This is a genomic window from Acidovorax sp. DMC1, from assembly GCF_056314325.1.
This window is the reverse complement of the sequence record NZ_JBQUYO010000002.1, coordinates 257,941-273,537: the sequence shown is the minus strand read 5'-3', so window position 1 is coordinate 273,537 and position 15,597 is coordinate 257,941. Positions and strand designations below refer to the sequence as shown.

The 15,597-nt window shown below is 66.8% G+C and carries 17 protein-coding genes; 10 read left to right on the top strand and 7 right to left on the bottom strand.

Going from position 1 to position 15,597, the window contains the following annotated elements; translation table 11 throughout:
* Positions 1 to 22: 22 nt before the first annotated feature.
* On the bottom strand, positions 23 to 1,711 hold the full coding sequence (locus ACT531_RS05700; protein WP_476016795.1) for a SulP family inorganic anion transporter: 1,689 nt from the start codon (positions 1,709 to 1,711) through the stop codon (positions 23 to 25).
* A gap of 178 nt (positions 1,712 to 1,889) precedes the next feature.
* Between ACT531_RS05700 and ACT531_RS05695 the strand changes: the two genes are divergently transcribed.
* The 4 genes from ACT531_RS05695 to ACT531_RS05680 all read left to right on the top strand — a co-directional run bounded on the left by ACT531_RS05695 (position 1,890) and on the right by ACT531_RS05680 (position 4,899).
* Complete coding sequence (locus ACT531_RS05695) at positions 1,890 to 2,381, top strand: BON domain-containing protein (protein WP_015013945.1); 492 nt, start codon at positions 1,890 to 1,892, stop codon at positions 2,379 to 2,381.
* 90 nt (positions 2,382 to 2,471) lie between these two features.
* Positions 2,472 to 3,707 carry a PLP-dependent transferase gene (locus ACT531_RS05690; protein ID WP_476016794.1) on the top strand — a complete coding sequence of 412 codons (1,236 nt, stop codon included), beginning with the start codon at positions 2,472 to 2,474 and terminating at the stop codon, positions 3,705 to 3,707.
* A gap of 95 nt (positions 3,708 to 3,802) precedes the next feature.
* The gene (locus ACT531_RS05685; RefSeq protein WP_476016793.1) at positions 3,803 to 4,672 is read left to right on the top strand and encodes a DUF2189 domain-containing protein; all 870 of its coding nucleotides are present in this window, start codon (positions 3,803 to 3,805) and stop codon (positions 4,670 to 4,672) included.
* Between the two features lie 47 nt (positions 4,673 to 4,719).
* Positions 4,720 to 4,899 carry a hypothetical protein gene (locus ACT531_RS05680; RefSeq protein WP_110958560.1) on the top strand — a complete coding sequence of 60 codons (180 nt, stop codon included), beginning with the start codon at positions 4,720 to 4,722 and terminating at the stop codon, positions 4,897 to 4,899.
* 20 nt (positions 4,900 to 4,919) lie between these two features.
* Here the strand turns inward: ACT531_RS05680 and ACT531_RS05675 are convergent, their stop codons facing one another.
* On the bottom strand, positions 4,920 to 5,522 hold the full coding sequence (locus ACT531_RS05675) for an arylesterase (protein WP_476016792.1): 603 nt from the start codon (positions 5,520 to 5,522) through the stop codon (positions 4,920 to 4,922).
* 93 nt (positions 5,523 to 5,615) lie between these two features.
* Between ACT531_RS05675 and ACT531_RS05670 the strand changes: the two genes are divergently transcribed.
* From ACT531_RS05670 to ACT531_RS05655, 4 genes are all read left to right on the top strand, one after another.
* Complete coding sequence (locus ACT531_RS05670; RefSeq protein ID WP_295938331.1) at positions 5,616 to 6,317, top strand: ABC transporter ATP-binding protein; 702 nt, start codon at positions 5,616 to 5,618, stop codon at positions 6,315 to 6,317.
* Positions 6,318 to 6,435: 118 nt separating this feature from the next.
* Entirely contained in the window at positions 6,436 to 7,182 is a 747-nt protein-coding gene (rlmB, locus tag ACT531_RS05665) for a 23S rRNA (guanosine(2251)-2'-O)-methyltransferase RlmB (protein ID WP_060987527.1), read from the top strand.
* 34 nt (positions 7,183 to 7,216) lie between these two features.
* Complete coding sequence (locus tag ACT531_RS05660) at positions 7,217 to 7,942, top strand: SIR2 family NAD-dependent protein deacylase (protein ID WP_476016791.1); 726 nt, start codon at positions 7,217 to 7,219, stop codon at positions 7,940 to 7,942.
* A gap of 179 nt (positions 7,943 to 8,121) precedes the next feature.
* Complete coding sequence (locus ACT531_RS05655; protein ID WP_110958565.1) at positions 8,122 to 9,288, top strand: ABC transporter substrate-binding protein; 1,167 nt, start codon at positions 8,122 to 8,124, stop codon at positions 9,286 to 9,288.
* A gap of 96 nt (positions 9,289 to 9,384) precedes the next feature.
* On the opposite strand, the gene ACT531_RS05650 is transcribed toward ACT531_RS05655, so the two are convergent.
* The 3 genes from ACT531_RS05650 to ACT531_RS05640 form a co-directional block, all read right to left on the bottom strand.
* Positions 9,385 to 10,341, bottom strand: coding sequence for an aldo/keto reductase (locus tag ACT531_RS05650; protein WP_476016790.1), 957 nt, complete (start codon positions 10,339 to 10,341; stop codon positions 9,385 to 9,387).
* A gap of 77 nt (positions 10,342 to 10,418) precedes the next feature.
* Positions 10,419 to 11,033, bottom strand: a complete 615-nt coding sequence (locus tag ACT531_RS05645; protein ID WP_110958567.1) for a chromate transporter — start codon at positions 11,031 to 11,033, stop codon at positions 10,419 to 10,421.
* Positions 11,030 to 11,626, bottom strand: coding sequence for a chromate transporter (locus tag ACT531_RS05640; RefSeq protein WP_476016789.1), 597 nt, complete (start codon positions 11,624 to 11,626; stop codon positions 11,030 to 11,032). Before ACT531_RS05640 ends, ACT531_RS05645 begins: the two co-directional genes overlap by 4 nt.
* Positions 11,627 to 11,875: 249 nt before the next feature.
* Here ACT531_RS05640 and ACT531_RS05635 point away from each other — a divergent pair, with 249 nt between their 5' ends.
* Complete coding sequence (locus ACT531_RS05635; protein WP_476016788.1) at positions 11,876 to 12,721, top strand: fumarylacetoacetate hydrolase family protein; 846 nt, start codon at positions 11,876 to 11,878, stop codon at positions 12,719 to 12,721.
* 117 nt (positions 12,722 to 12,838) lie between these two features.
* Here the strand turns inward: ACT531_RS05635 and ACT531_RS05630 are convergent, their stop codons facing one another.
* Positions 12,839 to 13,123 (bottom strand): 7(1) septoil knot domain-containing protein, encoded by a 285-nt coding sequence (locus tag ACT531_RS05630; protein ID WP_060987522.1) that lies wholly within the window; start codon positions 13,121 to 13,123, stop codon positions 12,839 to 12,841.
* Between the two features lie 241 nt (positions 13,124 to 13,364).
* On the opposite strand from ACT531_RS05630, the gene ACT531_RS05625 reads away from it, so the two are divergent.
* Positions 13,365 to 14,072, top strand: coding sequence for a VIT1/CCC1 transporter family protein (locus tag ACT531_RS05625; RefSeq protein ID WP_476016787.1), 708 nt, complete (start codon positions 13,365 to 13,367; stop codon positions 14,070 to 14,072).
* A 145-nt stretch (positions 14,073 to 14,217) separates the two neighbouring features.
* Here the strand turns inward: ACT531_RS05625 and ACT531_RS05620 are convergent, their stop codons facing one another.
* Positions 14,218 to 15,579 (bottom strand): type II toxin-antitoxin system HipA family toxin, encoded by a 1,362-nt coding sequence (locus ACT531_RS05620; protein WP_476016786.1) that lies wholly within the window; start codon positions 15,577 to 15,579, stop codon positions 14,218 to 14,220.
* Positions 15,580 to 15,597: the final 18 nt, after the last annotated feature.

The following is a 15,597-nucleotide window of genomic DNA, read 5'->3' as shown; positions in this document are numbered from 1 at the left end:
CGCAGCGTAGGTAAAACCCGGCTCACGCCCGCGCCACGGGCTCGGGAAGCTGTTGCAGTGCCACCAGCGCCTCGGCGTCGGTCCGGTACATGGCCAGCCCGGGGCGCAAGTCCAGCAGGCCGGCCTGGCGCAGCACCTGCTCCACCGGCAGCTTCAGACCGCTCAGATGCAAGGTGCCGCCCCGCAGTTCCATCTGCGCCAGCAGTTGGGCAAAGGTTTCGACGCCCGTCACATCGATGCGATTGATGGGCTGGGCCAGCAGGCACAGGTGCACCACGTCGGGGTGGGCGGCCAGGTGCTCGGTCACGCGCCGCTCCAGCGCACTGGCGGAGGCAAAGTCCAGCTCCGCATCCATGCGCAGCGCTAGCAACCGTGGGGCGAGGGGTGGCAGCTGCCACAGGTGCCGGTCGCGCAGGCTGCCGTCCGGGTGCAGGCCCACCTCGATGATGCGCGGGTGCAGGCGCTGGTACAGGAAGTGGCTCAGGTTCATCAACAAACCCACCAGCACGCCCCAGTACATGCGCGGGGCGGTGGCCAGGGTCAGGGCAAAGGTGACGCCGCCGATCACAGCCTCTACGCGCGACACCCGCCACAGCCTCATCAGGGTGCCCGGTTTGATGAGGCTGGTGACGGCCGTGACCACGACCGCCGCCAGCACCGACTGCGGCACGTGGTACAGCGCGGGCGTCAACCACAGCAGCACGACCAGCACCAGGCTGATCGCAAACAGTGTGGCCCAGCCCGTCTTGGCACCGGCGTAGAGGTTGATGGCCGAGCGCGAAAACGACGCACTCGTGGCAAAACTGCCGCACAGGCCACTGCTGATCTTGGCCAGGCCCTGGCCAATCAGGTCCTGGTTTTCGTTCCACTGCTCCTTGGAGCGCTGGCTTTCCACCTTGGCGCTGGACGCGGTCTCCAAAAAGCTCACCAGCGTCACCACCAGCACGGGCATGACCAGTGCGCTGAAACTGGACCAGGGCAGGGCGCCCGGCCAGTAGGGGGCGGGCAAGCCCGAGGGCAATGCACCCACCACGGCACCCCCAGCATCGGCGTAGCCCAGGGCCCAGCTCAAGGCGCCTGCCGCGCCCACCACCACAATCGCAGCCGGAAACTGCGGCAGCCAGCGGCGCGCCAGCATCAGCAAGCCCAGGCTGCCCAGGCCAAAGCCCGCGGCCGTCAGGTCAAACAGGCCGGGTGAGGGCGTCGAGAGCAGAGCGCTCCAGTCGGCGGCGCGCAGTCCAGTCAGCGCCGCCAGTTGCGAGCCCAGGATCAGCAGCGCTGCGGCCTGCGTAAAACCATTGAGCACGGGCGAGGTCACGAGGTTGAGCAACCAGCCAAAGCGCGCGATACCCATCACCATTTGCAGCAGCCCCGACAGCAGGGCCATCCACGCGGCCAGGGCCACCCACTGCGCACTGCCGGGTTCGGCCAGGCCGGTGAGCGAGGCGCCGATCAGAAGGCTGGTCAGCGCGGTGGGGCCCACCCCCAGCCGGGTGGAGGAGCTGAACAGCACTGCGATCAGCGCCGGAATCAGCGACGCGTAGATGCCTGTGACCAGGGGCATGCCTGCCAGCGCTGCGTAGGCTACGCCCTGGGGCACCAGCATCAGCCCTACTGTCATGCCTGCCCAGAACTCGCCTTTGAGCAGTTGCCGATCCGGGCGGGGCCATTTCAAAAAAGGAAGCCAGCGTGCGAGCGAATGCAGGGTCATGCCCTCGATTGTCGCGCGCCCGGGACCTCGGCACCCCGGCTCTTCCCAATAGGCAAGGTCACCGGTGGTGGCGGACCGCAGGCTCCTTCGTCCTACAGGCACTTCGGCCCTGTCCGACCCGCAGGCTTCGACCGCTTGCCTACAGTCTGCCCATGTCTTAACCGCAAGGAGTCAAAGCATGAATTCCCAAAACCTGATGGATCGTCCCGCCCACCGCATCGCCAGCATCTTGGCCGTCAGCGCCCTGGCCTTGGGTCTCGCCGCATGCGGCAAGACCGAAGAGCCCACCGTGGGCCAGCGTCTGGACTCTGCGGTCGAAAAGACCGAGCAGGCGGCTGCCGACGCCCGAGTGAAGGCCGAAAGCGCCATGCAGAGTGCCGAAACCAAGATGGAGCAGGGCGCTGCCAATGCAGAAGCTACCGCCAAGGACGCCGCCAACACCGCCAAGGGCGCGATTGACGACGCCACAATCACCGCCCAGGTGAATGCGGGCTTGGCCAAGGACCCCGATCTGAGCGCGCTCAAGATCAACGTGGACACCGTGAACGGCAAGGTCACCCTGAACGGCCCCGCGCCCTCTACCGTAGCCCGTGACCGCGCCGAAACCATCGCCAAGAGCGTGACCGGCGTGACCTCCGTCAACAACCAGCTGGTCGTCACTGCCAGCTAATGTCGGACCACAGGGCGGGCGGCCTGTGCCGCACAGCCCTGATCACCGCACCCACGCGCCGCCCGGCTCACCACCGGGCGGCGCGCTACCATGGCCGGCATGAAAGACCACGACATCGATCTTGCCACCCACCTCGTCCACCACGACTACCAGCCGCCGACTGGTTTTGTAGCCCCCCAGCCCGGGGTGTTCAAAGCCTCCACGGTCATCTTCCCCAACGTCGCGGCCATGCGCTCGCGGGAGTGGAAGGACAAGAGCGGTTACACCTACGGCCTGCACGGTACGCCCACCACCTTCATCCTCGAAGAACGCCTGTGCGCGCTGGAAGGTGGCCTGCAGTGTGTGCTGGTGCCCAGCGGCCTCGCCGCCATCGCGAACGTGGGGATGGCCTTGCTCAAGTCCGGCGATGAGGTGCTGATCCCCGACAACGCCTACGGTCCCGGCAAGGACTTTGCCAACGGCGAGCTGGCCCGTTTCGGCATCACCCATGCGTTTTACGACCCGCTGGACCCGGCCGACCTGGCCGCGCGCATCACCCCCGCCACCCGGCTGGTGTGGCTGGAGGCGCCGGGCTCGGTGAGCATGGAGTTTCCTGACCTGTGCGAGCAGGTGCGCATCTGCCGTGCCCGCGGCGTGACCACGGCGCTGGACAACACCTGGGGTGCGGGTCTGGCGTTTGCGCCGTTTGACCTGACGGGCGATGGCAGCCTGGGGGTGGACATTTCTGCCCATGCGCTCACCAAGTACCCCAGCGGTGGTGGCGATGTGCTCATGGGCAGCGTCATCACACGCGACCTGGGCCTGCACATGAAGATCAAGCTCACCCACATGCGGCTGGGCCTGGGCGTCGGCGCCAACGATGCGGAGGCGATCCTGCGTGCGTTGCCCAGCATCGGTCTGCGCTATCGCGCCCACGACGAAGCCGCGCGCCAGCTGGCGCGCTGGTTGCAGCAGCAGCCCGCCATCGCGCAAGTGCTGCACCCTGCGCTGGAGGGCGCGCCCGGTCATTCCCACTGGAAGGCGCTGTGCGGCGCTGCCGAGGGCGGGCAGGGCGCGGCGGCCGGCCTGTTCAGCGTGATGATCGACGCGCGCTACACCCAGCAGCAGGTGGATGTCTTCTGCGACAGCCTGCGCCTGTTCAAGCTGGGCTACAGCTGGGGCGGCCCCATGAGCCTGGTGGTGCCCTACACCATCGCCAGCATGCGCAGCCGCCCGTCGCCCCACCTGAAGCCGGGCACGCTGGTGCGTTTTTCCATCGGGCTGGAGGCGGTGGAGGACCTGCGGCGTGATCTGCAGCAGGCGATGGAGCGGGCCTTCCCCGCCTGAGCTGCCCTTCGGCCTTCTGCCCAGGGTGTAGATGTGGGTCGGGCTACGGGCTTTCCTCAGTGGCGCAGCCGAACGCGCGGGCTTAGTGTGGCGGCATGAACGCGACATCTTCCAAGCCCGGGCCGGACACCGTTGGTACCCCAGACACCTCCGAGGCCCGGCAGGCCGAGGCCATCGCCGACCGCGTGAAGGCCCAGACGGCGCAACCTGTGCAGCTGCAGCCGTTGCGCCTGGCCGATCCTTTGCGGTGGTTGGTGCGGGGCCTGGATGATGTACGAGCAGCGCCCGGCATTGCGGTGTTTTACGGCGTGTGCTTCTGGGCCATGGCCGTGGTGCTGGGCTGGGTGTTTCGCACGCGGCCGGAGTACACCATGTCCATGGCCAGCGGTTGCCTGCTGCTGGGGCCGTTTCTGGCCATGGGGCTGTATGACACCAGCCGTCGGCGTGAGGCCGGCCTCCAGCCGCAGCTGAGCGAATCCCTGACGTGCTGGGACAGCCACATGGGTAGCATGGGCATGCTGGTGCTGGTGCTCGTGGTGCTGGAACTGCTCTGGGGCCGTGCGTCGCTGGTGGTGTTTGCGGTGTTCTTCAACACCGGCATGCCGTCCACCACGGGCGTGCTGCAGGCGGTGTTCAACCCGCAGAACTGGAGCTTTGTGGCGGTGTACACGGTGGTGGGCGGCGTGTTTGCGGCGCTGGTGTTTTCCACCTCGGTGGTGTCCATCCCCATGATCCTGGACCGCGATACCGACGCGCTGACTGCGGGCATCACCAGCATGCGTGCGGTGATTGAAAACCCCGGCGTGATGCTGCTGTGGGGGGCATTGATCACCCTCATCGTGGCCATCTCACTGTGGTTCTGGGGCGTGGGCCTGCTGCTGGCGGGGCCTGTGCTGGGTTTTGCCAGCTGGCATGCGTACCGAGCTGCCGTCATTCCGCTGCAGCGCACCCCGGCAGGGGCCTGAAAACCCCGTCCTGTTACAGTGAGTCTCAACTTCAGGAAGCAACTACCTTGGCAACACCCAACTACGGATACGAAAAACGCCAGCGCGAACTCGCCAAAAAGCAGAAAAAAGAAGACAAGCTGAGGGCCAAAGCGCAGCGCAAGCCAAACGATCCGCAGGGGGATGACCTGCCCGCTGACGAGCAGCCAGAGGGCGACGCGGGCCACCCCGAACAGCCTGCGGGTTGAATGACCCGCCTGCGTGGCGGCTAGCGCAGCAGTTTTTTCAACTCTGGCCACACATTGGCCAGCATTTGCGGATGCGCCTCGGCGCGAGGGTGGATGCGGTCGGGCTGGAACAGGCGCGTGGGGTCTGGCCCATCTGCCACCCCTTTCAGGAAAAACGGCACCACCGCCGCCTTGTGGGCCTGTGCCACGCTGGTAAACAGGCCCGCAAACTTGTTGGCGTAGTCGGTGCCGTAATTGGGCGGCACCTGCATGCCCACCAGCAGCACCTTGGCCCCGGCCTTCTGGGCCGTCTGGGTCATCCAGGTCAGGTTTTCTTCGGTGTTCTTGAGCGGCAGCCCGCGCAGCGCATCGTTGCCGCCTAGCTCGATCACCACATGGCTGGGCTGGTGCTGGGCCAGTAAAGCCGCCAGGCGCGAACGGCCGCCCGAGGTGGTCTCACCACTCACGCTGGCATTGACCACGGTGGCCGTGAGCTTGTCCTGTGCCAACTGCTTTTCCAGCAGCGCCACCCAGCCGGTGCCCCGCGCCAGGCCGTATTCGGCACTGAGTGAATCCCCCAGCACCAGGATCACGGGCGTGCGCCCCGCAGCCCCCGGCTTGGTGGGGGCTTGCGCAAAGGCCATGGGGGCACAAAGCCCCACCACCAGGCCGATAGATGCGCTCAGGATAAAGTGGCGTCGTTGCTGCAGATTGCGAATCAAAGTAAAGAGCCTTTCATGTCCGAATCCTCCCCACTGCCCAAGACACCGCCAGCCACCCCCATCATCGCCGTGGAGCATGTGTTCAAGTCGGTGACGGATTCCACCGGAACCCTCGACATTCTGCGGGATATCGATTTCCGCCTGGCGGCCAGGGAAACGGCGGCCATCGTTGGTGCCTCGGGCTCGGGCAAGAGCACGCTGCTGTCCATCATCGCGGGGCTCGATACGCCCACCCGTGGCACGGTGCGCCTGGACGGCCAGGACCTGTTTGCCATTGACGAAGATGCACGGGCTGCGCTGCGCGCCCAGAAGGTGGGCTTTGTGTTCCAGAGTTTCCAGCTCATGGGCAACCTGACGGCGCTGGAGAACGTAATGCTGCCGCTGGAGCTGGCCGAGCGCCGCGATGCGCGCAAGGCCGCTACGGAGATGCTGGCGCGCGTCGGGTTGGGCCAGCGCCTGTCGCATTACCCCAAGGTGCTGTCAGGCGGCGAGCAGCAGCGCGTGGCCCTGGCTCGGGCGTTTGTGGTGCAGCCGGCCGTGCTGCTGGCCGATGAACCCACGGGCAGCCTGGACTTTGCGACGGGCGAAACCATCATGAAGCTCATGTTCGAGCTCAACCGCGAGTTGGGCACGACCCTGGTGCTGGTGACCCACGACCGTGGAATTGCTGCCCAGTGCGAGCGGCGCATCACCATCGACGCAGGGCGTGTTGTGTGAGGGGTTAGCGGGATTATTCGAGCTTTTTAGGCCGCAGGCGCTAGTGAAACATGCGCTAGCAGCTATGAAATTGATAGTGTCCTGATGGATAGTGTCGCGCCGAGCGGATAATCCCCCCATGTCCAGCCCCAAAGTTCTCTTCGGCTTTCACGCCGTGGGCGTGCGTCTGAAGACCGCGCCGCAATCCATCATCGAGATTTACTACGAAGCCACGCGCCGCGATGCGCGCATGCGTCAGTTTCTCGACCGCGCCCGCGAGGCCGGTGCCCGCCTCATCGAAGCCGACAGTGTGCGCATTGCCAAGCTGGCGGGCAGCCACGGCCACCAGGGCGTGGCCGCGCGGGTAGAGCCCGTGAAGGTGGCCACCTCACTGGATGAACTGCTGGAAGACCTGGAAGCCGCTGGCATCGAGCAGCCCCTGCTGCTGGTGCTGGACGGCGTGACCGACCCGCACAACCTGGGCGCCTGCCTGCGTGTGGCCGATGGCGCGGGGGCCCATGCCGTCATCGCCCCCAAGGACCACGCCGTGGGCATCAATGCCACCGTGGCCAAGGTGGCCAGCGGTGCCGCCGAGACCATGCCGTATTTCATGGTCACCAACCTGGCGCGCACGCTGAACGAACTCAAGGAGCGCAACATCTGGTGCATCGGCACCAGCGACGATGCGCCCAAGACCATTTACCAGGTAGACCTGAAAGGCCCCGTGGCCCTGGTGCTGGGTGCCGAGGGCGACGGCATGCGCCAGCTCACGCGCAAGACCTGCGACGAGCTGGTCAGCATCCCCATGAAGGGCGCGGTCGAAAGCCTGAACGTGTCGGTGGCCAGCGGCGTGTGCCTGTACGAGGCGCTGCGCCAGCGGACCTGATCCCCGGCCCGCTGCACGCATCAACGAGGGTTCCATGCTGGACACCGTGAAAGCCTGGGTCCTGCACAGCCAGTGCATTGCCGTGCTGACAGGCGCCGGAGTCAGCGCCGAATCCGGCGTGCCCACCTTTCGCGATGCGCAGACAGGGTACTGGGCACAGTTCCGCCCCGAAGACATGGCGACGGAATCAGGCTTTCGCGCCCACCCCCAGCGTGTGTGGGACTGGTACCAGTACCGGCGCGACCTGCTGGCCGGCGTGTCGCCCAACTCTGGGCACCGGGCGCTGGCCGATTTTCAGCGCCGCCACCCCGGCCGCATCACCCTGATCACCCAGAACGTGGACGGCCTGCACCAGCGCGCGGGCAGCACCGGCGTGCTGTGCCTGCACGGCGACATCTTTCAGGACCGGTGGCTTGATACCCCGCGCAACTGCTGCTTCGTCGACCACGCAGTGGCCGGCCACCCGCCGTACTGCGACCGCTGCGGCAACCTGCTGCGCCCGGGCGTGGTGTGGTTTGGCGAGCCTTTGCCGCTGGCGACACTGGAAGCCGCCGAACAGGCGGCCAAGCAGTGCGACCTGATGCTGGTGGTGGGCACGGCCGGTGCGGTGTACCCCGCCGCGGGCCTGGCCCACCAGGCTCGGGCCGCCGGTGCCAGGGTGGTGGTGCTCAACCCCGCGCCCAGTGCGCTGGATGAGGTGGCCCACCAGGTGCTGAAGGGCACGGCGGCTACGCTGCTGCCCCAGTTGCTGGACGACTGAGCGTACGCGGGGCAGAACGTCTCGGTTCGGAGCGCCACCACCGGTGTTTCGCGGCGGCTCGCGTCTCAGTAGAAACCCTGATTTGATGTACTGCCGCCACCCTTTGTCGCCCATTGGACAGGTGCAAGGGCGCGGAGCCCGGTAGCCTCCGCCCCTTTGTTTTACCCGCCTTGCACACCATGAGCCGTCGCCAATTTCTTTTGCGTGCCACCCAGGCCGTCGCCGCCACTGGCCTGCCCGCATGGGCCCACACCGCGATGGCGGCCGAAGAGGCGCTGACCGCGCGCTCCGTCACCCTGGGCTGCTCCATCGCGCTGACGGGCCCGCTGGGGCAGGCGGGCATCGAGCAGGTGGCGGGCATGAAGGCCGCGTTTGCCGAGGTGAATGCCGCCGGTGGCGTGCTGGGCCGCGAGATCCGCATGGAGGTCAAGGACGACGGCTATGTGGCTGCACGCACCCTCAAGAACGTGACCGAGATGGTGGAGGCGCAGTCGGTGTTCGCACTGATCTCGCCGCTGGGCACGGCCAACACCGCGTCCATCCTGCCGCTCATCGAGTCCAAGGGCATCCCCACCGTGGGCCCGGTGACCGGCGCTACATCGCTGCGTGCAGCGGCCAACAAGCACGTGTTCTTCCTGCGTCCCAGCTACCGCGAAGAAACCCAGCGCCTGGTCAAGCAGATCGTGGAAATGGGCCTCAAGCGCATTGCGGTGGTGTACCTGGACAACCCGTTTGGCAAAGAGGTGCTCAAGGACATGTCCACTGCGCTGGACGAGATCAAGGTCGAGCGCGGCGGCGAGTTTGCGCTGGCCGTGGATGGCAAGAACGGTGCCGAGCTGGCCGACAAAGTGGCGGCCGAGCGCCCCGGCGCCGTGCTGCTGGCCACCACGGGCACGGCCAACACCGCGTTTGTACAGGCCTTCCGTGCCAAGGCGCAAGGCGTGCCGCTGGCGGGCCTTTCCGTCACCGTGATCTCGTCGGAGCTGCCCAAGCTGGCTGCCTCCACGCGTGGCCTGGCGCTGGTTCAGGTGTTCCCCGATGCCAATTCGCAAAAGTCGGTGGCGGTGCGCAAGTTCCAGGCCACGATGAAGGCCACGGGTGGGGACCCGGCGTTCCTGAACAGCAACAGCGCACTGGAAGGCTGGCTCAACGCGCAGATCATGATCGAAGGCCTGAAGAACGCGGGCAAGGAACCCACGCGCGAGCGCCTGCGCGCCGGGCTGACTGCCATCCGCTCGCTATCGTTTGGCGACTTCAACGTGGGCTTTGGCAACAAGGCGCCGTACATCGGCTCGGACGCCATCTACCTGGCGATCTACGCGGAGAATGGTCGCCGGATCAGCTGATGGGCTTATGGGCTGAGGGGCGTCATTCCGTTCACCCAGCATCCCGTCAAGCCATACGCCAAGGGCCCGCGCACGCGCGGGCCCTTTTGTTTGGATTCAGCCTTGGGCGCTGGCAGCGTCCAGCTGGGCCAGCGCATCACTGTCCAGTTGCAGCTGGGTGGCCTTGACCAGTTCGTGCAGCTGGGCTACTGACGTGGCGCTGGCAATGGGCGCGGTGATGCCCGGTTGCACCATCTGCCAGGCCACGGCCACCTGGCCGGGCGTGGCGTTGTAGCGTTGTGCCACGGCGTCCAGCGCCGCCAGAATGCGCAGCCCCCGGTCGGTGAGGTACTTGGCCGTGGTGTTGGCGCCGCGTGCGCTCTTGGCGGCGTCGGCCGCCGTGCGGTACTTGCCGGTGAGGAACCCGGCGGCCAGCGCATAAAAGTTGATCACGCCGACCTGCTGCTGTACGCACAGCGGCTGCAGCGCGTCTTCAAACACGGCGCGGTCGTACAGGTTGAACAGCGGCTGCAGGCTTTCGTAGCGCGGCAGGCCCAGGCGTTCGCTGGTCTGCAGGGCCTCCTGCAGGCGCGCGGCGCTGTAGTTGGAGGCGCCAATGGCACGCACCTTGCCAGCCCGGATCAGATCGGCGTACGCGCCCAGTGTGTCGGCCAGCGGCACGGTGGTGTCGTCGTCGTGTGACTGGTACAGGTCGATGTGGTCGGTTTGCAGGCGCTGCAGCGATGCCTCCACCGCCTGGCGGATGTAGGCGGGGCGCAGGCCCACCTCGCCATCCCCCATGTCCTTGCCCACCTTGGTGGCCAGCACGATGCGGTGGCGCTTGCCGCTGCGCTTGAGCCAGCGGCCGATCACCGATTCGGATTCGCCCCCCGTGTGCCCCGGTGCCCAGCGCGAGTACACATCGGCGGTGTCGATGAAGTTGAAGCCTGCGTCCACCCACGCGTCGAGCAGTGCAAACGAGGTGGCTTCATCGGCCGTCCAACCAAACACATTGCCGCCAAAACACAGGGGCGAGACCTGCAGGCCCGAGCGGCCCAGGGAGCGGAGTTGCATGGATGTGCCTTTCAAAAAAGAGAAAGAAATCGTGCCCGTTGCCGGGGTTGCGCAGCACACCCCGGCCTCTCAAACCCTCAGACCAGCCCCAGCGCACCCAGCAGTGCACCGGCGCCCAGCATCCACAGAAGGTGCAGCTTGGTGCGCCACACCAGCACCGTGGCCGTGGCGGTCAGCAGCCACAGGGGCCAGTCGGTGGTCCATTCGCCATGGGCGCGGGCCAGCACCCAGGACGTGGCGACCAGCAGGCCGATCACGACCGGGGCCATGCCTTGCTTGAACGCGCGCACGCCGCGCCGCTCGCGGTTGCGGTGGCCCCAGCGCGTGGCCGTCCAGGTCAGCAGGCTGCTGGGTAGCATCACGCCCAGCATACACACCGCCATGCCCAGGGCGCCCAACAGCCAGCCCATCACGCCCGGGCCGCCGGCGTTGATGCCGACGTTCCAGCCCAGCAGGGCAATGAACAGCACGTTCGGGCCCGGGGCCGCCTGGGCGATGGCGATGGAGGCATTGAACTGCGGGTCGGTCAGCCACGCCTGGCGTTCGACCAGGAACCGGTGCATGTCGGGCGCGGTGGCAATGGCGCCGCCCACGGCCAGCAGCGACAGCGACAGGTAGTACAGGAACAGGTTAAACCAGTCGCCAATGCTCAGGGCCATCAGCGGTGCGGTGAGGGGGGCAGCAGTGCTCATGGCGCGAGCTTTCTCCAGGTCAGCAGGCAGGCGGCCCCGCCGATCACCGGCAGGATCCAGAACAGCGGCCAGCGCAGCCAGGCCATGGCGACGATGGTCAGCGCCGTGATGGCCAGGCACAGGGGGCGGCCCAGCGGGTGGCTGCGGATGGAGACAAACAGCTTGATGCCCACCCCCGCAATCAGGCCCGCCGCCACGGCCCCCATGCCACGCAATGCGCCGGCCACGGCAGGTTGGGCCGAGAACTGTGCATACACCACCGCCAGTGCGAGCACCAGCATGAGCGGAAAGGTCAGCATGCCCGCCAGCGCCGCAAACGCGCCGCGCAGGCCAAAGTAGCGGTCCCCAATCATGATGCTGAGGTTGACCACGTTGGGGCCCGGCATGATCTGCGCAACGGCCCAGTCTTCGACGAACTCCTCGTTCGTCATCCAGCGCTTTTTCTCCACCAGCTCGCGCTGCACCACCGCCAGCACCCCCCCAAAGCCCTGCAGGGCCAGCCAGGTGAAGGACCAGAACAGGTCGGTCGGGTTGCGGGGCTGCGGGCGCGCGGGCGTGTCGGTGGGGGAAGGCGAGGCGGTGGCGGGTGCCATGGGTGCAAGATGGAGTGAAAGGTGGCTGATGCGCCGGTGATTCATGCCTCGGTAGCTATCATTATGATAGCTAATGGGCGATACGGCGGCCCCCGTGATGTTACGCGCGCGCCGGGCGGTGTGCTGGCGGCGGGGCGTCGCCATCGGGCAAGTCTGGGGCGGCCAATCGTGCACACGCGCAAGGCGGCGTGCCGCTATGCTGGTGGGTGGTCTAAGAGACACATTCATCCCAAGAGACAAGGACACCCCATGAAACTCATCCGCTACGGCCAGCCTGGTGCAGAACGCCCCGGCCTGGTAGACGCCCAGGGCACGCTGCGCGACCTGTCCATGCTGTTGCCTGATATCGGCCCCGCACAGCTCAACCCCCGCACCTTGTCCGCGCTGGCCGCCATCGACGCCAGCCGCCTGCCTGCGGTGTATGGCTCGCCCCGCCTGGGCAGCCCGGTGGGCGGTGTGGGCAAGATCGTGTGTGTGGGCCTCAACTATGCCGACCACGCCAAAGAGGCGGGCATGCAGCCGCCCGCCGAGCCGGTGCTGTTCATGAAAGCCGTGACTGCTTTGAGCGGCCCCAACGACGATGTGCGCATTCCCCCCGGCGCGACCAAGACCGACTGGGAGGTGGAACTGGGCATCGTCATCGGCACCCGCGCCCGCCATGTGGCCGAGGCCGATGCATTGAGCCATGTTGCCGGATATGTGCTGGCCAACGATGTGTCCGAGCGTGCCTGGCAGATGGAGCGCGGCGGCCAGTGGGACAAGGGCAAGAGCTATGACACCTTTGCGCCCATCGGCCCCTGGCTGGTCACGGCCGACGAGGTGGCCGACCCCCACGCCATCGACCTGTGGCTGGAGGTGAACGGCCAGCGCGTGCAAAACGGCAGCACACGCAATTTCATTTTTGGTGTGCCCACCGTGGTGTCGTACATCAGCCAGTTCCTGACCCTGGAGCCGGGCGACCTCATCCTGACTGGCACCCCCGCGGGCGTGGGCCTGGGGCAAAAGCCCGCACCGCGGTTCCTCAAGCCCGGCGATGTGGTGCGCCTGGGTGCCACGGGGCTGGGCGAGCAGCTGCAAAAGTACGTCGGTGGTTGAGGTCTCCTACAGCGGCACCTGACTTGGCGAGGGAGTTGGGCGGGGGCCGTACACCCGTTCAACCTGCATCCGCAAGGCTGGAGGGCTTGGTGGGCGCTTTAGGCGTGTTCGGCTTCGTCAGGCCAACTTGCCCTTGAGCGCATGTCCCAGGGTGCGCCAGCCGGCTTGCTCTGCATGCGCCACCTTGAAGATCCTGAGATCGGCCTGGCTCTCGCGTTTGACCTTGAAAATCTTGAAGCTGGCCTGGTTCTCGTAGTTCACAAAGAACCACAGCGCATCGCCCGTGGCCTGCGTGGCGTAGCCCACCTCGTGCCAGCACAGGTCGGCCTGGCTCTCATAGGCCACTTCGCACACGCGTGCATCGGCCTGGTTCTCGTACTTCACTTCCAGAATCTTGGCCATGGGCGTCCTTTTCGGGGTGTGGGCGGATGATCTTGAAACTGACGGTGTCTCAACACGGAGCTTTCAACGCCAGGAACCTGCGTGGCGCTGCCTTGCGAGGTTATCCAAAACTGTGGATATCGGACAGCGTGCGGTGCAAGAGGATGTAAACAATCTTCAACCCGCAGTGGCGCTCTGGGTGGCTTGGCGTGCCGGGCAGCGTTAAGGTATGGACCTGTACACCTCCACCGCGAAAGCCGCTATGCCCCATACCCCGCGCCGTGCCCACCCCGAAGGCCACCGTTCTGACCGGATTGGCTGGCTCCGCGCGGCCGTGCTGGGGGCCAACGACGGCATCGTATCCACCGCCAGCCTGGTGGTGGGCGTGGCGGCCGCGCAGTCCAGCCAGTCCACCATCGTGATGACGGCAGTGGCCGGGCTGGTGGCGGGTGCCATGTCGATGGCGGCGGGTGAATATGTGTCGGTGCATTCGCAGGCCGATACCGAAAAGGCGGACCTGGACCGAGAGCGGGCCGAACTGGCCGCTGACCCGGCGGCCGAGGCGCGCGAACTGACCGCCATCTACGTCGCCCGAGGCTTGACCCCTGAACTGGCTCAGCAGGTGTCGGCGCAACTCATGGCGCACGATGCGCTGGGCGCCCATGCGCGGGACGAGCTGCAGGTGTCCACGGCACTCGCTGCCCGCCCGGTGCAGGCGGCCCTGACTTCGGCGGCCAGCTTCGCGGTGGGGGCCGCACTGCCGCTGGCTGTTGCCATGGTGTCGCCTGCCAGCAGCCTGCTGTATGCGGTGGCAGGTTCTGCGCTGGTGTTTTTGGCATTGCTCGGGGCCTTGGCTGCACACACAGGCGGCGCGGGGATGGCTGTGGGTGCCTGGCGTGTGACCTTTTGGGGGGCACTGGCCATGGCTATCACGGCGGGGGTGGGCGCGTGGTTTGGGGCGCCGGTGTAAGGGCGCCGGAAGAGACCGCCAACGAACCAAAGCCTCAGCGGAAGCGCCATCCGCACTGTGCACGAGTATTTGAACCAGATATTTGAGCCAAATCGGTCTGTAGCGATAGTGAAATATGCGCTGACAGCTATTAAATCGTGAGCAGTCAGCCCCCGCCTGCCGTACCCGGACGGGTGCCCTGGCTGATGCGTACGGCACCGGCCAGCCGCTGTTGCACGGTGGTGCGCACTGCGGGTGGCGCATCGTGCAGCAGCACGGGCCAGTCGGCCTGGGCCTGTTTGACCACATCGCGCAGCAGCGCCAGGTGCCGGGGCACCCGCAGCAGCCCGGCGGATTTCATCAGGCCTTCCATGTCGTCCCAGGTCAGTGCCCGCAAGGTTTTGTCGATGGCGCGGTTCACCGCGTATTGCTGGTCGGGCACGCCTTCAAAAAACGCGGCCACGCACACGGGGTCGTACACCGGGGCCAGTTGGGGCACGCGGCCGTCGGGGTAGACCAGGGCCCAGTTCTTCAGGTGCGCGTCGGTGTTGCCCATCAGGATGAAGGCCACCATGCGCGCCAGAAACTCGCGCGTGTCCTGCACGGGTTGGCGGCTCAGGCGGTTGAGCACGCGCAGCATGGTGGCCCAGTCCTGTAGCACGCCCTTGCCGTGCGACTTGCCGTATTTCTGGCGCGGCGTGTAGCCCAGCACCTGGTTGAACTCCTCCATGTGCACGCGGGCGCCGCCGGGCAGGTGGTCAAAGCGCTGCACGGCCAATATTTCGTTGAAGGGCACGGCGTCGGGCAGGTCGGCCTCTGCACGGGTGATGACTTGCACATCGGCGCAATGCAGGCCCAGAGCCTTGCACAGCTGGTAGCCGGTGTACTCGTTGGCCACCAGATCGGGGTGGGCGGTGGTGGAAAGCTTCAGGATGACGCTGCCCGCCGCGCCCCGACGGTGCACGGTGTAGCGTCGGCCGTCCTGCACCGCGCTGAACTTGGTCACCACGCCGGGCAGCGAGGCGGCGTCTTCCACCGGGAACTCCACAAACCCCGGCTCCAGCACATCCAGCCCCTGGGTGGTGTGCCAGTAGCGCACCACGTCCGGGATGCCGTCCTGCGCGGGCACGGGTTCCACCTCCAGCGCGCCCATCAGGTCGTGGCCTGCTGCGGCCAGCAGCTCGAACTCGTCGTCGGGGCTGCAGCCCCGCTCGCGCGCCAGCCGCTCGCGGTTGTGGCCCTCGGGCAGCAGGTTCTGAAAGTACACCGGCCAGCGCCCATCGGTGCGCACCAGCCGCGCATCGCGCGCCGATGCCAGGATCTGCTGCGTGGCCGCTTCGTCCGCGCCCTGGTAGCTGAGCGACAGGGTGGGGCGCTGCGGGTTGCGGATGTAGCTCTCGTCGAAGGACACACGCAGGATGTCGCCGTACTGCGAGAGGTAGCCGATGGCGTCCCGTTCCCCTGGAGCGCCGCTCGCCAGCGGCGGCCGGTGCAGGTACAGGCGCAGGTAGCGGATGGAGGTGCTCATGGGGCGTGGGCCTGCCAG

Excerpts from the sequence above, each read along its gene's own strand:
- ACT531_RS05700 (WP_476016795.1), bottom strand. The coding sequence starts at position 1,711 with ATGACCCTGCATTCGCTCGCACGCTGGCTTCCTTTTTTGAAATGGCCC.
- ACT531_RS05695 (WP_015013945.1), top strand. The coding sequence starts at position 1,890 with ATGAATTCCCAAAACCTGATGGATCGTCCCGCCCACCGCATCGCCAGC.
- ACT531_RS05690 (WP_476016794.1), top strand. The coding sequence starts at position 2,472 with ATGGCCGGCATGAAAGACCACGACATCGATCTTGCCACCCACCTCGTC.
- ACT531_RS05685 (WP_476016793.1), top strand. The coding sequence starts at position 3,803 with ATGAACGCGACATCTTCCAAGCCCGGGCCGGACACCGTTGGTACCCCA.
- ACT531_RS05675 (WP_476016792.1), bottom strand. The coding sequence starts at position 5,522 with ATGGCCTTTGCGCAAGCCCCCACCAAGCCGGGGGCTGCGGGGCGCACG.
- ACT531_RS05670 (WP_295938331.1), top strand. The coding sequence starts at position 5,616 with ATGTCCGAATCCTCCCCACTGCCCAAGACACCGCCAGCCACCCCCATC.
- rlmB (WP_060987527.1), top strand. The coding sequence starts at position 6,436 with ATGTCCAGCCCCAAAGTTCTCTTCGGCTTTCACGCCGTGGGCGTGCGT.
- ACT531_RS05660 (WP_476016791.1), top strand. The coding sequence starts at position 7,217 with ATGCTGGACACCGTGAAAGCCTGGGTCCTGCACAGCCAGTGCATTGCC.
- ACT531_RS05655 (WP_110958565.1), top strand. The coding sequence starts at position 8,122 with ATGAGCCGTCGCCAATTTCTTTTGCGTGCCACCCAGGCCGTCGCCGCC.
- ACT531_RS05650 (WP_476016790.1), bottom strand. The coding sequence starts at position 10,341 with ATGCAACTCCGCTCCCTGGGCCGCTCGGGCCTGCAGGTCTCGCCCCTG.
- ACT531_RS05645 (WP_110958567.1), bottom strand. The coding sequence starts at position 11,033 with ATGAGCACTGCTGCCCCCCTCACCGCACCGCTGATGGCCCTGAGCATT.
- ACT531_RS05640 (WP_476016789.1), bottom strand. The coding sequence starts at position 11,626 with ATGGCACCCGCCACCGCCTCGCCTTCCCCCACCGACACGCCCGCGCGC.
- ACT531_RS05635 (WP_476016788.1), top strand. The coding sequence starts at position 11,876 with ATGAAACTCATCCGCTACGGCCAGCCTGGTGCAGAACGCCCCGGCCTG.
- ACT531_RS05630 (WP_060987522.1), bottom strand. The coding sequence starts at position 13,123 with ATGGCCAAGATTCTGGAAGTGAAGTACGAGAACCAGGCCGATGCACGC.
- ACT531_RS05625 (WP_476016787.1), top strand. The coding sequence starts at position 13,365 with ATGCCCCATACCCCGCGCCGTGCCCACCCCGAAGGCCACCGTTCTGAC.
- ACT531_RS05620 (WP_476016786.1), bottom strand. The coding sequence starts at position 15,579 with ATGAGCACCTCCATCCGCTACCTGCGCCTGTACCTGCACCGGCCGCCG.